Source organism: Bacillus atrophaeus, from assembly GCF_001584335.1.
GTDB lineage: Bacteria > Bacillota > Bacilli > Bacillales > Bacillaceae > Bacillus > Bacillus atrophaeus.
Window position 1 is genome coordinate 59,841 of sequence record NZ_LSBB01000003.1, and the last position, 16,218, is coordinate 76,058.

A 16,218-nucleotide genomic window follows, 5' to 3' on the forward strand; every position below is an offset into this window, starting at 1 on the left:
CCATTATATCCTATCAGACGGCAGTCAGCTGAGGTATAATGAATCAAAAAGGATTGAAACTCAATGAATCAATTATCATTACCTCACCGCTACCCATTTTTATTCATTGACGGCGTAATGGAAAGCGAGCCAGGAAAACATGCCGCCGCTTATAAGCTCATTAGTGAAAACGACTGGTTTATCACAGATACACAAAGAGAAATGCCGTTTTCTCTCGTGATTGAAGCACTTGCCCAAACAGCAGCCTTCACGGGCATTACGGATGAGAACCGTCTGGGCTTGCTGTCATCGGTGAAAAAAGCGGAAAAAAACGGAGCAGCGATGCCTGGGGACCGTCTTGACCTGTTCTTTGAAGTCACCCGCAACAAACGGGGGTTTGTTTTTGGCCATGCCAAAGCGTCTGTAAATGGAACCTCCGTTGCAGAGGCGGAAATCGGCATTTATATCGAACAATCATGAAGGTATTCGGTTTAAAAAAGAAGAAGCGGTATACGAACCGAGAACAGGTGTGTATGCCGTCATCTTCCATCCTTCTTTGGATCAAGTCGGGCTCATCCGGACAGACTGCGGCAAATTGTTTTTGCCGGGAGGCGGCATTGAAGGTCAGGAAACACATGAACAATGTCTCGTGCGGGAGGCGAGAGAAGAAATGGGCTCCGCCATCTCGGTCGGTGCCTATATAGGAAGCGCCAAGAGATATTTTTATTCAACAAAAGAGCATAAGGATTCTTTAAGCATCGGACACTTTTATATATGTAAAAAGGGTGAAAAGATGTGCGAGCCGACGGAGGAAGACCATCATTATGAATGGGTGCCCTCAGAAGACGCAATCGGCGGGCTGTTTCATGAACACCAAAGCTGGGCTGTACGGGAAGCCGCTCTAAAGAAAAAAACCCTTCACAATAAACCGTGAGGGGTTGCGTTATTTTTTGTCATAGTCTTGTTCGCTTTGTGAGTCTTCTCTTTGATCGCGTTTGTGTTTTTCGTCATTCGCATTTTCCTTTAATTCTTCAAGCGGGATCGGATCGGTCAAGTCGTTATGTTCAGGATTCTCATTTTTATGGTTTTGCTGTTTTCTTTCTTTCATTTTTATCACCTCTCCAATTGTTTTCCTCTTATTTCTTATGACCAAACATGTGAAATCGCTTTTTTGTCCCGTTGGGTATAATGTATTAGAATAGACAAGAGACCGACTAAAATAGATAAAGTGAGGTACATATATGCCAATACAAAGAGAAGAAGTGGATATAAAATTAATCGCCATTGATATGGATGGCACCCTGCTGAATGATGAGCAGCTGATATCAGAAGGAAATCGCCAAGCGATACGCGAAGCGGAGGACAAAGGCGTTTACGTGGTAATCAGCACGGGGCGGACGCTGATGACATGCCGGGAGCTGGCAGAATCACTGAAGCTGTCATCCTATTTAATTACAGCAAACGGAAGCGAGATTTGGGATTCTGAGTTTAACTTGGTAGAGCGCCAGCTGCTTCATACGGATCACATTCAAATGATGTGGGATTTAAAAAATAAGCATAATACAAATTTCTGGGCTTCCACTGTGGATAAAGTGTGGAGAGGTGAATTTCCTGAATCCATCACTGACCATGAATGGCTCAAGTTCGGCTTCGATATAGAAGATGACGATATTAGAAACGAAGTGCTCACAGAGCTGAAGAAAAACAAAGAACTTGAAATCACGAATTCAAGTCCGACAAACATTGAAGTCAATGCACTCGGCATTAACAAAGCGGCCGCACTTGCGAAGGTGTCGGAGAAGCTTGGTTTCACGATGGAAAATGTCATGGCGATGGGCGACAGCCTGAATGATATCGCGATGATTGAAAAAGCGGGAGTCGGCATCGCTATGGGCAATGCGCAAGATATCGTAAAAGAAACCGCTGACTGGGTCACAGATACAAACATAGAAGACGGTGTCGCTAAAGCAATACGGCACTGGGTATTATAAGGATAAAGTGAAAGCTCCCTCGTTGTGAGGGAGCTTTTGTTATTTTAAAATATGTAAACGCTATCTTCAGGTGCTGGCGGCTTTTTCAGGACTTGCGTGTAATCTAATCGAGCAGTTTCTGGGTAAATGGTAGGTTTTCTGACAAAAGTATTTCGCAATCTGACAAAATTGATATAATCAAATAAAGTTCAAAAATTCGGAATAATGGTTCCGAATAATGGAACACTATAAATGAAGCGAATCAGGAGGGGTCTTATGTTTCAGATTGATTTGAATTGTGATTTAGGAGAAAGCTTCGGAGCCTATAGAATCGGGCTTGATGAAGATATTTTGGCATTTGTCACATCTGCGAACATTGCTTGCGGTTTTCATGCTGGGGATCCCGGTGTGATGCGCAAAACAGTTGCGCTTGCGGCTGACAACGGAGTGAAGATCGGCGCGCATCCCGGACTGCCGGATTTACAAGGCTTCGGCCGAAGAAATATCGCGATTACGCCTGAGGAAGCGTATGACCTTGTGATCTATCAGATCGGCGCGCTGTCGGGATTTTTGAAAGCCGAGGGGCTTGAGATGCAGCATGTGAAGCCGCACGGGGCACTTTATAATATGGCTGCAGGCAGCGAGGAGCTGTCACATGCAATTGCCAAAGCCGTGTATAACGTTAACCCGGAACTTATTCTTTTTGGGCTTGCCGGAAGCGAGCTGATCAAAACCGGAGAAAAAATCGGGCTTAAGACGGCTCAAGAAGTCTTTGCCGACCGAACCTATCAAGCAGACGGTACATTGACGCCGCGCTCGCAGCCGGATGCATTAATCCAAGATGATGCCGCGGCTGTCGGACAGGTGATCAAAATGGTGAAAGAAGGAGCCGTAAAATCCCAGCAAGGCCGGGATGTGCCGTTGAAGGCTGATACGGTATGCATTCACGGAGACGGCGCCCATGCGCTGACCTTTGCGAAAAATATCAGAAAAGAACTGAAACAGGCTGGAATTCAAGTAACCCCTATTTCAACCCAAGAGTAATCCGAAAAGGAGGAACAAAAGATGGAGCAGCAGAAAAAAGCAGCAGGAAAGAAGTCAGGCAGCTGGTCATTGCTCATGGGGGCGGCATTCTTAATGGCAACGTCCGCCATCGGCCCGGGTTTTCTGACACAAACGGCCACCTTTACCAATACATTGGCGGCAAGCTTCGGCTTTGTCATTTTAATCTCTATTATTTTGGACATTTTTGCCCAAACAAATGTATGGCGGATTATTGCGGTTTCCGGAAAACGCGGACAGGAAATCGCGAATATGGTATTACCGGGCTTAGGTTATGTGATCGCGTTCCTCGTCGTTATTGGGGGTCTTGCGTTTAATATCGGAAACATAGGCGGCGCGGGGCTCGGACTGCAGGTTTTATTCGGCATCACGCCTGAAATGGGCGCTTTGATCAGCGCAGTCATCGCCATTTTAATATTTGTTATTAAAGAAGCCGGTAAAGCAATGGACCGCTTTACGCAAATTGCAGGATTCGTCATGATTTTGTTGACGGTTTATGTTGCGGTGACAACTTCTCCGCCGGTCGGACAGGCTGTTGCTAAAACCTTTGTCCCGGAAGATATCAGCATTTTCGCTATCGTGACATTAGTCGGCGGAACCGTCGGCGGTTATATTACATTTGCCGGAGGCCACCGTTTGCTTGATGCCGGAATTAAAGGGAAGGAATCTATTCCCCAAGTGACAAAAAGCTCTGTTGTGGGAATTTTAATTACGTCTATTATGCGGATTGCCCTTTTCCTTGCGGTGCTTGGCGTCGTTTCCAGAGGCCTGCACATTGATGAAAGCAACCCTGCGGCATCTGTGTTTCAGCTTGCGGCTGGAAATGTCGGGTACAAAATATTCGGTTTGATTATGTGGAGTGCCGCTATCACCTCTGTGATCGGAGCCGCTTATACATCCGTTTCGTTTTTCAAAACCTTTTCACCGAAAATCGAGAAAAACTCACGGGGAATCATCATCGGTTTTATCGTGATATCGACATTAAGTTTTGTCACCATTGGCCAGCCCGCTAAAATCCTCGTGCTTGTCGGCTCTTTAAATGGATTGATTCTGCCGATCGCATTGGGAACCCTTCTTGTGGCTGCGTATAAGAAAAAGATCGTAGGCGATTATAAACATCCGCTCTGGCTGACGTGCGCAGGAATATTTGTTGTAGTCATTATGGCGATTATGGGGATTTACACATTGTTTACACAAATGCCTACTTTATGGAGCTGATAAAATGGAGTGTTCGTGGAACGAAATGGCGCCGAAGAATGTCCGTGCTTTGATACGGGAGGGGAAAATCAGCGGACCGACCGCCGGAATGTCCGCGGGCTATGCGCAGGCCAACCTCGTCATTTTAAAAAAAGAGCTTGCTTTTGACTTTCTATTATTTTGCCAGCGCAATCAAAAGCCGTGCCCGGTGCTGGATGTAACGGAAGCGGGCTCTCCCGTTCCGGCAATTATCGCCCCGCAGGCTGATATCAGAACTGATTTGCCTAAATACCGAATCTATCAACACGGTGTTTTGGCTGAGGAAGTGACGGATATTACACCATATTGGGAAGACAATTTTGTCGGGTTTTTAATCGGGTGCAGCTTTTCCTTTGAACAGGCGCTCATTAATAACGGAATAGGTGTCAGACATATTGAAGAAGGGACAAATGTTCCGATGTACAAAACCAATATAGATTGTGTTCCGGCGGGCCCGTTTCGTGGACAGATGGTTGTCAGTATGAGGCCTGTGCCGGAATGGCAGGCTGTCCGCGCAGCTCAAGTCACTTCACGATTCCCGGCTGTGCATGGCGGTCCGATTCAAATCGGCAATCCGCAAGCCATCGGCATTCATGACCTGAACAGGCCCGATTTCGGAGATGCGGTTACAGTTCGGGAAGGCGAGGTTCCGGTTTTTTGGGCATGCGGAGTGACGCCGCAAGCCGTCGCAATGCAGGTTAAACCTGAGATGATGATTACACATGCGCCCGGGCACATGCTGATAACTGATATTCGTGACGAAACGCTCGGCGTGCTGTGACACACAACAATGAACTAAACGAGGTGATCTAATTGAACCGACAGACGGCCAAAACGATAGTCAACATGCATCCGCACGGCGATTCTGCAATTGTGATTCAGTTCGGCGAAGATATTAATGAACAGGTAAACGGCCTTGTCCACGCGGCCGCTGCTTGTATTGAGGAACAGCCGTTTCCGGGATTCATTGAATGTATTCCGGCTTTTACGAGTGTGACGGTCTTTTATGATATATATGAAGTGTATCAGCACATGTCTCAAGGAGTAAGCTCTCCTTATGAACAAGTGAAGGCCTATGTGGCAGCGCGTCTAAACCGCCTGTCAGCAGGAGAAAGAAGCAGCCGCAGGGTTGTCGAGATACCCGTTTGCTATGGCGGCGAATTCGGACCTGATTTAGAAGAGGTTGCTCAGATGAATGAGCTGACATGTGAAGAAGTGATTTCCATACATACAGAAGGAGAATACATGGTTTATATGCTGGGCTTTGCGCCGGGCTTTCCGTTTTTAGGAGGCATGTCGGAACGCATCGCAGCTCCCCGGAAATCGTCGCCAAGACCGTCGATTCCCGCAGGCTCAGTAGGGATTGCCGGACGTCAGACAGGCGTTTATCCCATCTCTACTCCCGGCGGGTGGCAGCTGATCGGCAAAACGCCGCTTGCTCTTTTTCGTCCTGAAGAAAATCCGCCGAGTCTGCTGAGAGCAGGCGATACAGTCAAATTTGTACGAATATCGGAGGCTGAATACAGCGGCTATAAGGAGGGAGCCAATTGAGTATGAAAGTATTAAAACCCGGGCTGCTCACAACGGTCCAGGATACAGGCAGAACCGGCTATCAAAAATATGGCGTGCTGGCAAGCGGGGCTATGGACACCGTCTCGCTTCGCATCGCCAATATGCTGATCGGAAACAGCGAGACAGAAGCCGGGCTGGAGATCACCTTAATGGGCCCCGGCCCGTCGCTTTATTTTTCACAACCGGCGTTGATCGCCGTGACTGGAGCGGACTTTACTCTGCGCATTAATGAAGAAGAGGCTCCGCTGTGGAAGCCGGTATTCGTCCGGGAAAACAGCACAGTCACTTTCGGTCCTTGCAAGCTTGGCTGCCGTGCTTATTTGGCAGCTGCAGGAGGATTTGATGTTCCGGCTGTTATGGAAAGCAAAAGTACATACGTCAGAGCCGGAATCGGAGGATTTCACGGGAGAGCGCTGCAAAAGGAAGACGAACTTCCGATCGGAGAGATGACCGCGCTTTCAAAAAAAATCGCTGCTAAATTAAGCGCAGAACCGGATCAGAATGGTTTTTCAGCGCCGAATTGGAGCGTCAGCAAGTACAGATTTCTTCCGCTGAAGAAAAATCCCGTTATTCGAGTTGTGGAAGGAAAGCAATTTGCCGATTTTTCAGATGAAGCGAAAGACCGATTTTACGAAGAACCGTTTCGTGTAACACCGCAGTCCGACCGGATGGGCTACAGGCTCAAAGGAGAGCCGCTTAAACTAAAGCAGCCGCTCGAAATGGTTTCAGAAGCGGTATCCTTCGGCACGGTGCAGGTCCCGCCTGACGGAAATCCGATTATTCTTCTTGCGGACAGACAAACGACAGGGGGATATCCGAGAATCGCGCACATCATTGCAGCTGATCTTCCCGCTGCCTCTCAGATCATGCCGGGAGAGCAGATTCATTTTCAGGCTGTTCCCCTTCAGGAGGCGGAAGCGCTTGTCATCAAGAGAGAAAAGCACATGAAAGAATTACAGACGAGAATCAAGATGGAATGGCTCACTTAAAAAAGGGGATGGAATGATGCAGAACAAAAACAAAACGGTCGTAAAATCTATGGCGCTGCTCAATCTGTTTTTAACTGAACCGAAGCTCACGCTAAGCGAGCTGATTTCTCTATCAGGAATGCCGAAAACCTCTGTCCACCGAATGGTCAGCTCTTTGGAGGAAATGGGACTTCTCACTCGCGACCGCAATGGCGCCTATACATTGGGTCTTGTATTCCTGGAGTTTGGCCAGCTTGTGTCGGAACGTCTGGATATCAGACAAATCGCAAAACCGGTGATGGAAGAGCTTTGTCAAGAAGTGGACGAAGCCGTACATCTGATTATGAGGGACGGAAATGAAGCGATCTATGTCGAAAAAATCGAAGGTACACAGACCGTCCGCCTGTATACAGCCATCGGCCGCCGCTCTCCTCTGTATGCCGGTGCCTGCGCCCGAAGCATATTGTCCTTTCTGCCGCAGGAAGAAATTGAAACATATATCAGACAGACTGAGTTTGTCCCGATCGGCTCAGGAACCATTACAGACCCGGCAGAGCTGCTTCAAACCATCAGTTCGTCTTTAGAAAACGGCTATACCGTCAGCTATTCCGAACTTGAAAACTATACAGCGGCGATCGGCGCCCCGATATTCAGCCATAAAGGGCAAGTGGCGGCCGGCATCAGCATTGCGGGTTTTGAAGCAAGATTTACAAAAGAACGGCTGCCTTATTTAACCGAAAAGGTCAAAGGAGCTGCTTTACAGATTTCTGAAAAAATGGGGTATAAACTGCCGCACACACAGTAGCCAAATTTCCCTCCGCTGCGTACATTAGGATATCAACAATAACGTAGTGGAGGAAAGAATATGAGGATTGAATATACGGCGCTCGGCGATTCTTTGACCGTAGGGAGAGGATCGGGGCTGTTTTCCAGCGGATTCGTCCAGCGCTTCCGGCATATCATGCAAGCTGACTTAGAGGCAGAAGTCTCCGTATCGGTCTTCGCGAAATCCGGGCTTGAAACAGAAGAAATCCTGCACCTGCTGTCGCTGCCACATGTTCAAAAGCGGATACAAACCGCTGATATGATCACTATTACAGGATGCGGAAACGATCTCTTTGAGTCTGTCCGGGCGTTTCAAGAAAACCCGGACGAAACCATTTTTCGCCGCGCATCCGAGCACTGCCACGAAAATTTCGAAAAAATGATCACCCAGATTGCCCGCATCAAGTGGAAAAATGCGCCCCCTTATGCTATACGAGTCTTCAATTTATACAACCCTTTTCCGGACATCCCAATAGCGGATAAATGGATTACTTCCTATAATTCACACCTCAGCCAATTAGCTTCAGCGCCCCATGTGAAAATCGCTGATGTATACAGCGCTTTTAAAGGAAAGGAGAAAGAATACCTATCCTTTGACGGCGTCCACCCCAACAGTCAAGGCTATCAAGTCATGGCTGATACGCTGCAAAAGATCGGCTATGGAGAAATAGCTCATTGATATCAAAAGGCGCTCTTGTCCAGAGCGCTTTTTTAGGCGGCGGACAGAGCGTCTGTCCAAACATTAAAAGAAACTTAAAATTTACCATTCTCTGTTCTATAGACAAAAAAAGTGCGCTAGAATAATGGAGGACAAAGTCAGATATAGGTATTGCGCTCAATATTTCATTTATGAGAAAGGATGGTACTTTTGATTCGCATCATAAAAATGTCTCTTGCATTTATTATCGTTGTGCTTGCTATTTATGCATTTAATTATGCTGAACATACCTCTGTCATTCAGTCGGTTATGCTGGTATTTCTGGGGGCGGTGATGTTCATTCAAGGGGTTGAAGAACGGAAAAGGGAAAACGACAGCTCTGGAAGATTTAACTTCTACACCGCCGGTTTTGTATGGTCCGTCTCTCTTATCGGGTTTACGCTGAATGTCATTTGACTCTATTAAACATCTTGAAAATGCTCGACCACAGGAAACGGAGAATAAAAGCGATGCAGCAAGGCTTTCCATTCTTGATATTCAGCAGACCCGCGAAAGCCTTTTGTGTGATCCTCAAGTGTTTCCCATTCTACGAGCAGCAGATATTTATGAGTTTCTTCCATACATTTTGATAAAGAATGTGTCATATAACCCTTCATCCCGGATATAATCGGGACCGCCCGGCGGAACGCCTCTTCAAATTCATCCTCAAGCCCTTCTTTTACATACAGCATGGCTGCTTCTCTAATCATGTGATCGCTCCCTTTCTTATAGACAAAGTGTACCAGATACTTCCGCCGAAAAAAGGCTTATATTCTGTTTTTTAGATCTTTCTAGAAAAAAATCCTTGCACGGTTCCTTCATTTTAGGAGAAAATAACAATTGGAAGGCAGGGGGAAAACGTGTTGAAAAAGTGTATTTTATTACTATTATTTATAGGGCTTATCGGCTGTTCAAAAGTAGATTCGGCCGATGACAGAATGGAAGAGTTCGTTAAAGAATGGAACGGCCAACATTTTGAACAAATGTATCAAAGCCTGTCGAAAGATGCCAAAAAAGAGATATCAAAAAAAGACTTTGTGACTAGGTACAAAACCGTCTATGAACAGGCCGGTGTAAAAAACTTAAAAGTCACTGCAGGCAAACAGGATGAAGAAGATACGAAAAATAAGGACATGCAGCATATTCCATATAAAGTCAGCATGGAAACAAAAGCAGGAAAAGTAGCCTTTGAAAATACAGCGGTGCTCAAAAAAGAGAAAACGGACGACGGGGAATCTTGGAATATAGATTGGGACCCATCCTTTATCTTTAAGCAGCTGGCAGACGAAAAAACCGTGCAAATCGCCAGTGAAGAGCCAAAACGGGGACAAATTTACGATAAAAACGGCAAAGGCTTAGCCATCAATACAGAAGTGCCGGAAATCGGCATTATTCCAGGCCAGCTCGGTGACAAAAAAGCCAAGGTGCTGAAAAAGCTGTCTGAAAAACTGGAGATTTCTGAAGACGATATTGAGAAAAAGCTTTCACAAAACTGGGTGAAAGATGACTCCTACGTACCGCTTCAAAAGATAAGACCGGATGAAAAGGATTTAATATCAGAGCTGACATCGCTTGACGGTGTGACGAAAACGAGCGTACGCTCCCGCTATTATCCTTACGGCGAAAAAACGGCTCATCTTACAGGATATATCAAGGCGATAACAGCCGAAGAATTAAAGAAAAAGAAAGACGGCGAATACAGCGATACCTCCAAGATCGGAATCGCAGGCCTTGAAAATGTATATGAAGACAAGCTGAGAGGAACAACCGGCTGGAAAATATACGTGCCTGAAACAGGTGATGTCATCGCCGAAAAGAAAGCGAAAAACGGTGAGGATCTGAACCTTACAATTGATATGAAAACCCAAACGAAATTGTATGACGATTTGAAGGATGACAGCGGAGCGGCAGTCGCGCTTCAGCCGCAAACAGGAGAGACACTTGCTCTTGTCAGCGCTCCTTCCTACGATCCCAACGGATTTATTTTCGGGTGGAACGATAAAGAGTGGAAAAAATTAAACTCAAATAAACACCTGCCTTTCTCGGCCAAGTTTAAGAAAACATACGCACCCGGTTCTACAATTAAACCGATTACAGCCGCTATCGGACTGAAAAGCGGGACACTTGACGCCGCAGAAAAGAAAAAAATCACGGGAAAAGAATGGCAGAAGGATTCGAGCTGGGGCGGCTATTCCGTTACAAGGGTGTCAGAGCGCCTTGACGAAGTCAATCTGGAGAACGCGTTAATCACATCAGATAACATTTATTTTGCACAAAACGCGCTTGATATGGGTGCGGATACCTTTACAAAAGGTCTGAAAACTTTCGGATTTGCGGAAGATGTCCCATATGAATTTCCGGTTGAAACGTCATCCATTGCCAATGACAAGCTTGATTCCGACATTTTATTGGCGGATTCAGGTTACGGCCAAGGGCAGATGCAAATGTCTCCGCTTCACTTAGCGGCGGCTTATACGCCATTTGCAGCCGACGGCAATTTAGTGAAGCCGAGACTCGTAAAAAAAGGTTCAAAAACAGCTGACATCTGGCATAAACAGGTTGTTTCTAAAGCGGGCGCGGAAGAAATCACAAAAGGATTAAAAGGCGTTGTGGAAGACGAGCGCGGCTCAGCTTATCAGCCGATTGTGAAAGGGATAACCGTAGCCGGAAAAACAGGAACAGCCGAGCTGAAAAAATCTAAAGATGAAGACGGCGCAGAAAACGGCTGGTTTGTCGGATACGATTACAAGAACAAAGACTTGCTGGTGGCAATGATGATTGAAGACGTCAAGAAACGCGGCGGCAGCCATTATGTCGTCGAAAAGGCGAAAAATCAATTTCAGTCTAAATAAAAAACCATTTTCGTGAGGCGAAAGGAAAAAGGGCGGAAAAAGCCGAATAAAAAAGCATGAAGCACTTTCTATAAGCTTCTAAAGTCAGCTCAAAGAAAAGAGGGAGTTATATGCAGCGCGTACAGTTGGCGGAAGATCTTCAATTTTCCCGAGTGATACACGGGCTTTGGCGCCTCAATGAATGGAATTATTCAGACAGGGAGCTGCTTCAGTTCATCGAGTGGTGTACGGAACACGGCATCACCACGTTTGATCATGCTGATATTTATGGGGGGTACACATGCGAAAAGCTGTTTGGCAGAGCCCTCGCCCTTTCGCCTTCCATAAGAGAAAAAATAGAGCTGGTCACGAAGTGCGGGATTGTCATTGAATCACCGGAACGGCCGAGCCACAGATCGCATCATTATAATACAACCAAGTCCCACATCCTGGCATCCGCTGAGCAATCCTTGCTGAATCTGAACACAGACTATATTGACGTCCTGCTGATTCACAGACCGGACCCGCTCATGGACCCTGAGGGAGTGGCTGAAGCATTTCAGGCTCTGAAATGCTCAGGCAAGGTCAAGTACTTCGGAGTCTCTAACTTTAAAGATCATCAATACCGGATGCTTGAATCCTATTTGCCTGAGCCGCTTGTCACCAATCAAATTGAACTGTCCGCTTATGAATTGGAAAATATTCATGATGGCACTCTGGATTTTTGCCAAGAGAAGCGCATCGCTCCGATGGCTTGGTCACCGCTTGCGGGAGGCAAAGTCTTTTCCGGAGAAATGGACAAAGATTATCGAATACGCGCGGCGCTTGAAGCCGTCCAGTCAGAAATCGGCGCCGCTTCAATGGATGAAGTCATGTATGCTTGGCTGTTTACGCACCCTGCGGGCATTATGCCGATTGTCGGAAGCGGCAAGCGCGAACGGCTTTCTGCTGCGATAGATGCGCTAAAACACAAGCTAAGCCACGAACAATGGTTTCGGATTTACACAAGTGTGCAAGGGTATGATATTCCATAACGGAAAAGCATCAGCCATTATGGCTGATGCTTTTTTGTACACTGTTTTTCAATCCTGTCACACAGTCCAGTGCCAAATTGCCATTTAGTAGTTGTTGAATATATATTGAAAGCGTTTTATATTATAAGGAAAACCTCTTCAATTGCTCCTGTATACTCCCCTTTCATAACAAATACCGCATCACGAAAGTCTGGAGGCACTTTTCATGTATATGACTGCTAGAGAACAAAAGCTTATGAAACATCTTTTATCGCAAAGCCGGTATGTGACGGTTAATGAGATGGCTGAGGCGATGCAAGTCAGCACAAGGACCATTCACAGGGAATTAAAATCTATCAAGCCCATCATGCAGCGATATAACCTGACTCTCGACAAACAGCCCGGCAAGGGTTTAAAGATGGTCGGGAGTATGGAAGACAAACAAAAGCTCTTGACCGACTTGTCCCATGAACAGCATGAGTACAGCGCCGATGAACGGAAGCTTCTGATTCTCTGTTCGCTATTAGAGTCTCAGGAGCCGATTAAGCTGTATACCTTAGCAAAGGACTTACAGGTGACCAATGCGACCGTCAGCTATGATTTGGATGAGCTGGAGGAATGGATTTCGCCCTTCGGATTAACGCTGATCCGCAAAAGGGGATATGGCATTCAGCTTATGGGGCCTGAGGACGCAAAACGGAAAATCGTCGGAAACCTGATCGTCAACCGTTTAGATATTCAGATGTTTTTAGAAACTGTTGAATTAAATATTAAGGGCAAAACGGACACATCAGAAAAAATGTTCGGCGTCGTCAGCAAAGGAGAGCTTTTGAAAATGGAACGGGTTCTGTTCCGGCTGAAAGAAAAAACCGCATACGCTCTCTCTGACAGTTCGTATATCGCCCTTGTCGTTCATCTAACCTTTGCGATGGAGCGCATCCAGCTTGGCGAAACCATCAGTATGGAGGCTGAAGAGCTTCATACATTGAAAAATACGAAGGAATACAGCTCAGCCCTTGAGATTGCCGGTGAGCTAGAAAAGGCATTCGGCGTCACCATTCCCGAAGCGGAAGTCGGCTATATTACCATCCATTTGCGAAGCGCGAATCGTAAATATGAAACTGAATACAAAGCGCAGGAGATCGAACTGGAAATCGCGCTGCAAACGAAACGGCTGATCGCTTTTATTTCTGGGAAAATCAGGATGGATCTCACTGGAAACCGCTCCTTATACGAAGGACTCATTGCCCATCTGGAGCCGGCGATGAACAGGATAAAGGAAGGCATGGGCATCTACAATCCGATGAAGGAACAGATCAAACGCGACTACTTTCTCCTTTACATGGCGATCGAAGAAGGGATGGAAAAAAGTTTTCCGGACATGACTTTTTCTGATGATGAGATTGCTTATCTCGTGCTTCATTTCGGTTCCGCGCTGGAGATTAAGAAAGAAGAAGCAAAGATCAAAGCGCTGATCGTCTGTTCAAGCGGCATCGGTTCTTCGAAGATGCTCGCGTCAAGGCTGAAAAAAGAACTGCCCGAAATCCAATCATTCGACATGTCCTCGCTGATCGAGCTGAAGGACCGGGATATCGGGGCGTATGATATGATCGTCTCCACAGTGCCGATTCCTTATGAAAACATAGATTACATTGTGGTGAGCCCGCTGCTGAATGAAGAAGACGCCAATCAGGTCAAGCAGTACATTAAGCGAAAGATCCCGCTGATTCTGGAGAAAAAACGCAGACCGGATAATGGCCGATGTAAAGAAACGGACATCCCCGATACCCTGAAAACAGCGGAGAAAATGGGCCGATACTTGGACTCGATTCAACATGTCCTGAAGAATTTCACCGTCAATAACATAGACACGAAGCCCGATGATGAACCGCTGCCGCACCAGATGTTCCGTCTGCTGGAGGCGGAAGGCTTGATTCATGACGCCAAAAAGGCCGCTGTCTGCCTGCTGGAGCGGGAAAAGCAGGGGGGATTGGGCATCCCTGAAACAGGGATGGCGCTTTACCATCTCAAAAATGAAGAAATCGTCCTGCCTTTTTTCAAAATTTATGATCTCAGCAAGCCGTATGAAGTCAAAGGCATGGACGGAAAGCCCCTCAGCATGAGCCGTGTGCTTGTCATGATGGCGCCCGCTGATCTGCCGGCTGAGGGGTCGGAAATATTAAGCGCTATCAGTTCCGCTATTATCGAAAGCAAAGCGAGCATGAAAGCATTTCAGAATGAAGGAGAACAGGCGCTTTATCAGCGTTTGAACATGCTGTTCCATGCATGGATGAAAGAGAATTTATATCAGTGAAAAAGAAGCACACGCCGGAAAAACGGCGTGTGTTTTTGTATGTCATAAAGTGATGTATGCGAAAGATTCCTATTGCAGAAAATAACTGAAACTGGGACTATTTTATCATTCTCAAATAAAATCATTCCAAAACGAAATTGTTTTACAAGTTATCTTTTTTGGTTTAAAATGGATTCGGAAAAGGAAGATAATCTAACGAGACAATTGAATTTTGAACATCATATAGGAGATGAAAATATGAAGACACTACAGCATCTGATTCTGCATGACATGCCGAACAGTGAAGAGATAGAAGCTGTGAAAACCGGAGAGGATACACAGACATACGCCGTTTACCGCAAAAGAATTAACCAGCTTGCGAACACCCTGCTGCAAAAGGGCATCAAAAAAGGCGATCGGGTCGCAGTGCTTTGTAAAAACGGCAATGCTGCATCAACCGTTATGTTTGCCGCGCTTGAAATTGGCGCAGCGGTGGTCCCTGTCAGCTGGCAGCTGAAGCCATATGAGCTTAAAGGAATATTAAAAGCCTGTGAGCCAAAAGCCTTATTTTACGGCAGTGATTTTGAGGACACCATGAAAGAAGTGCTTCCGGAGATTTCATCACTGCATACAACAATCGTAACCGGGACCGCTTCGGAAACAACATCTGAATTTGAAGATCTTTTTGCAGGTCCCGGCCATTTGCCAGAAGCAGAAACGGTATCTGAAGATGATACGGCACTGCTTATGTTCACTTCAGGAACCACTGGCAACCCAAAAAGATGTATGCTGACGCACGGCGGAATTTACAATTATGTAACTGAAACCATTAAAAGCGGAGGCCGCATGAAAGATCTTCGTTTTCTTGCTTGCCATCCGATTTATCACACAAGTGCGATCATCTGTTTAATGCAGGGCACGATAACAGGCGCAACAATCATTTTTACAAATGATCAGGATCCCGCTCATATTCTTAACCTGATAGAGGAAGAAAAGATTCAGTGCGTGATGGCTCTCCCTGTTTTTTATACCTACCTTCTGGAGGAATGGGAAGCCCGCAAGACTGATCTATCCTCTGTCTTATACTTTATGACTGGCGGAACAAAGGTGCCGAGCAGCCTGATTCGCCGATATCATGAAATCGGAGTGCCTCTAGTACAAGGCTACGGCAGCACCGAGGCATGGGGTATCAGCACATGGAGCCCTGAAATGGGCTGGGACAAAGCCGCTTCAGCAGGAAAACCGATGTCCGTTGTTGATGTGAAAATCGAGGATCCTGAAACGGGAGAAGAGCTGCCTCAAGGATCTATCGGAGAAGTTGTCGTGCATAGTCCTTTTTTGTTTAAAGGCTACGAAGAAAACCCGGAAGCCACACAAAAAGTGCTGCAAAACGGCTGGTTCCGCACAGGTGATTCAGGTTATATAGATGAGGATGGATTCATCTTTATTACCGGACGCTATAAGGACGTCATTATTTACGGCGGCGATAACATCTATCCTGACCAGATTGAAGAGGTTGTTCAGCAAGTGCCTGGCATTCTTGAGGCCGCTGTTGTCGGCGTGCCTGACCCGCTCTACGGAGAAAAACCGAAAGCGTTTATTGTCACAAACGGCACTCAAGATCTGACGGAAGAAGATGTTACCCGCTTCTGTACAGAAAGACTGTCCGCTTACAAAATTCCGGAGATTGAATTTGTAGACGAACTTCCGAAAAACAATCTCGGCAAAGTGAAGAAAGATATCTTGCGCAATCAAGCCACTCACTCATAAGA

General features: G+C 46.3%; 17 protein-coding genes. 15 read left to right on the top strand and 2 right to left on the bottom strand.

The window, feature by feature from the left end; all coding sequences use genetic code 11:
- Window positions 1-63 precede the first annotated feature (63 nt).
- On the top strand, window positions 64-459 hold the full coding sequence (locus tag AXI57_RS06275; RefSeq protein WP_061669582.1) for a 3-hydroxyacyl-ACP dehydratase FabZ family protein: 396 nt from the start codon (window positions 64-66) through the stop codon (window positions 457-459).
- Window positions 407-913 (top strand): NUDIX domain-containing protein, encoded by a 507-nt coding sequence (locus tag AXI57_RS06280; RefSeq protein ID WP_238380166.1) that lies wholly within the window; start codon window positions 407-409, stop codon window positions 911-913. Before AXI57_RS06275 ends, AXI57_RS06280 begins: the two co-directional genes overlap by 53 nt.
- Before the next feature lie 9 nt (window positions 914-922).
- On the opposite strand, the gene AXI57_RS21295 is transcribed toward AXI57_RS06280, so the two are convergent.
- Window positions 923-1,087 carry a hypothetical protein gene (locus AXI57_RS21295; protein ID WP_004430331.1) on the bottom strand — a complete coding sequence of 55 codons (165 nt, stop codon included), beginning with the start codon at window positions 1,085-1,087 and terminating at the stop codon, window positions 923-925.
- A gap of 133 nt (window positions 1,088-1,220) precedes the next feature.
- On the opposite strand from AXI57_RS21295, the gene AXI57_RS06285 reads away from it, so the two are divergent.
- From AXI57_RS06285 to AXI57_RS06325, 9 genes are all read left to right on the top strand, one after another.
- Window positions 1,221-1,970, top strand: a complete 750-nt coding sequence (locus AXI57_RS06285) for a phosphoglycolate phosphatase (RefSeq protein ID WP_004430332.1) — start codon at window positions 1,221-1,223, stop codon at window positions 1,968-1,970.
- 255 nt (window positions 1,971-2,225) lie between these two features.
- Window positions 2,226-2,993: a LamB/YcsF family protein gene (locus AXI57_RS06290; RefSeq protein ID WP_061669583.1), complete on the top strand. Its 768-nt coding sequence runs from the start codon at window positions 2,226-2,228 to the stop codon at window positions 2,991-2,993.
- A gap of 21 nt (window positions 2,994-3,014) precedes the next feature.
- Window positions 3,015-4,229, top strand: coding sequence for an NRAMP family divalent metal transporter (locus AXI57_RS06295; RefSeq protein WP_013390758.1), 1,215 nt, complete (start codon window positions 3,015-3,017; stop codon window positions 4,227-4,229).
- A 4-nt stretch (window positions 4,230-4,233) separates the two neighbouring features.
- The gene (locus AXI57_RS06300) at window positions 4,234-5,028 is read left to right on the top strand and encodes a putative hydro-lyase (RefSeq protein ID WP_061669584.1); all 795 of its coding nucleotides are present in this window, start codon (window positions 4,234-4,236) and stop codon (window positions 5,026-5,028) included.
- Window positions 5,029-5,093: 65 nt separating this feature from the next.
- On the top strand, window positions 5,094-5,798 hold the full coding sequence (gene pxpB, locus AXI57_RS06305) for a 5-oxoprolinase subunit PxpB (RefSeq protein ID WP_061669683.1): 705 nt from the start codon (window positions 5,094-5,096) through the stop codon (window positions 5,796-5,798).
- A gap of 2 nt (window positions 5,799-5,800) precedes the next feature.
- A complete protein-coding gene (locus tag AXI57_RS06310) occupies window positions 5,801-6,808 on the top strand; it encodes a 5-oxoprolinase subunit C family protein (RefSeq protein WP_141292198.1) in 1,008 nt (335 codons plus the stop codon).
- A gap of 16 nt (window positions 6,809-6,824) precedes the next feature.
- Window positions 6,825-7,592 carry an IclR family transcriptional regulator gene (locus AXI57_RS06315; protein WP_004430351.1) on the top strand — a complete coding sequence of 256 codons (768 nt, stop codon included), beginning with the start codon at window positions 6,825-6,827 and terminating at the stop codon, window positions 7,590-7,592.
- 60 nt (window positions 7,593-7,652) lie between these two features.
- Complete coding sequence (lipC, locus tag AXI57_RS06320) at window positions 7,653-8,291, top strand: spore germination lipase LipC (RefSeq protein WP_004430358.1); 639 nt, start codon at window positions 7,653-7,655, stop codon at window positions 8,289-8,291.
- Between the two features lie 189 nt (window positions 8,292-8,480).
- Window positions 8,481-8,726: a YczI family protein gene (locus AXI57_RS06325; protein ID WP_004430360.1), complete on the top strand. Its 246-nt coding sequence runs from the start codon at window positions 8,481-8,483 to the stop codon at window positions 8,724-8,726.
- 5 nt (window positions 8,727-8,731) lie between these two features.
- On the opposite strand, the gene AXI57_RS06330 is transcribed toward AXI57_RS06325, so the two are convergent.
- Entirely contained in the window at window positions 8,732-9,019 is a 288-nt protein-coding gene (locus tag AXI57_RS06330; protein ID WP_004430361.1) for an antibiotic biosynthesis monooxygenase family protein, read from the bottom strand.
- A 150-nt stretch (window positions 9,020-9,169) separates the two neighbouring features.
- On the opposite strand from AXI57_RS06330, the gene AXI57_RS06335 reads away from it, so the two are divergent.
- The 4 genes from AXI57_RS06335 to AXI57_RS06350 all read left to right on the top strand — a co-directional run bounded on the left by AXI57_RS06335 (window position 9,170) and on the right by AXI57_RS06350 (window position 16,216).
- Window positions 9,170-11,161, top strand: coding sequence for a penicillin-binding transpeptidase domain-containing protein (locus AXI57_RS06335; RefSeq protein ID WP_141292195.1), 1,992 nt, complete (start codon window positions 9,170-9,172; stop codon window positions 11,159-11,161).
- Between the two features lie 110 nt (window positions 11,162-11,271).
- Window positions 11,272-12,174, top strand: a complete 903-nt coding sequence (locus tag AXI57_RS06340; RefSeq protein ID WP_061572347.1) for an aldo/keto reductase — start codon at window positions 11,272-11,274, stop codon at window positions 12,172-12,174.
- A 205-nt stretch (window positions 12,175-12,379) separates the two neighbouring features.
- Window positions 12,380-14,467, top strand: a complete 2,088-nt coding sequence (locus AXI57_RS06345; RefSeq protein WP_061669587.1) for a BglG family transcription antiterminator — start codon at window positions 12,380-12,382, stop codon at window positions 14,465-14,467.
- A gap of 237 nt (window positions 14,468-14,704) precedes the next feature.
- The gene (locus AXI57_RS06350) at window positions 14,705-16,216 is read left to right on the top strand and encodes a class I adenylate-forming enzyme family protein (RefSeq protein WP_061669588.1); all 1,512 of its coding nucleotides are present in this window, start codon (window positions 14,705-14,707) and stop codon (window positions 16,214-16,216) included.
- The last annotated feature ends 2 nt before the right edge of the window (window positions 16,217-16,218 follow it).

What these genes read in the sequence shown, in the direction of transcription:
- AXI57_RS06330 (WP_004430361.1), bottom strand. Translation starts at nt 9,019, where the DNA reads ATGATTAGAGAAGCAGCCATGCTGTATGTAAAAGAAGGGCTTGAGGAT.
- AXI57_RS06275 (WP_061669582.1), top strand. Translation starts at nt 64, where the DNA reads ATGAATCAATTATCATTACCTCACCGCTACCCATTTTTATTCATTGAC.
- AXI57_RS06285 (WP_004430332.1), top strand. Translation starts at nt 1,221, where the DNA reads ATGCCAATACAAAGAGAAGAAGTGGATATAAAATTAATCGCCATTGAT.
- AXI57_RS06290 (WP_061669583.1), top strand. Translation starts at nt 2,226, where the DNA reads ATGTTTCAGATTGATTTGAATTGTGATTTAGGAGAAAGCTTCGGAGCC.
- AXI57_RS06345 (WP_061669587.1), top strand. Translation starts at nt 12,380, where the DNA reads ATGTATATGACTGCTAGAGAACAAAAGCTTATGAAACATCTTTTATCG.
- AXI57_RS06350 (WP_061669588.1), top strand. Translation starts at nt 14,705, where the DNA reads ATGAAGACACTACAGCATCTGATTCTGCATGACATGCCGAACAGTGAA.
- AXI57_RS21295 (WP_004430331.1), bottom strand. Translation starts at nt 1,087, where the DNA reads ATGAAAGAAAGAAAACAGCAAAACCATAAAAATGAGAATCCTGAACAT.
- AXI57_RS06295 (WP_013390758.1), top strand. Translation starts at nt 3,015, where the DNA reads ATGGAGCAGCAGAAAAAAGCAGCAGGAAAGAAGTCAGGCAGCTGGTCA.
- AXI57_RS06340 (WP_061572347.1), top strand. Translation starts at nt 11,272, where the DNA reads ATGCAGCGCGTACAGTTGGCGGAAGATCTTCAATTTTCCCGAGTGATA.
- AXI57_RS06280 (WP_238380166.1), top strand. Translation starts at nt 407, where the DNA reads ATGGAACCTCCGTTGCAGAGGCGGAAATCGGCATTTATATCGAACAAT.
- lipC (WP_004430358.1), top strand. Translation starts at nt 7,653, where the DNA reads ATGAGGATTGAATATACGGCGCTCGGCGATTCTTTGACCGTAGGGAGA.
- AXI57_RS06300 (WP_061669584.1), top strand. Translation starts at nt 4,234, where the DNA reads ATGGAGTGTTCGTGGAACGAAATGGCGCCGAAGAATGTCCGTGCTTTG.
- AXI57_RS06315 (WP_004430351.1), top strand. Translation starts at nt 6,825, where the DNA reads ATGCAGAACAAAAACAAAACGGTCGTAAAATCTATGGCGCTGCTCAAT.
- AXI57_RS06310 (WP_141292198.1), top strand. Translation starts at nt 5,801, where the DNA reads ATGAAAGTATTAAAACCCGGGCTGCTCACAACGGTCCAGGATACAGGC.
- pxpB (WP_061669683.1), top strand. Translation starts at nt 5,094, where the DNA reads ATGCATCCGCACGGCGATTCTGCAATTGTGATTCAGTTCGGCGAAGAT.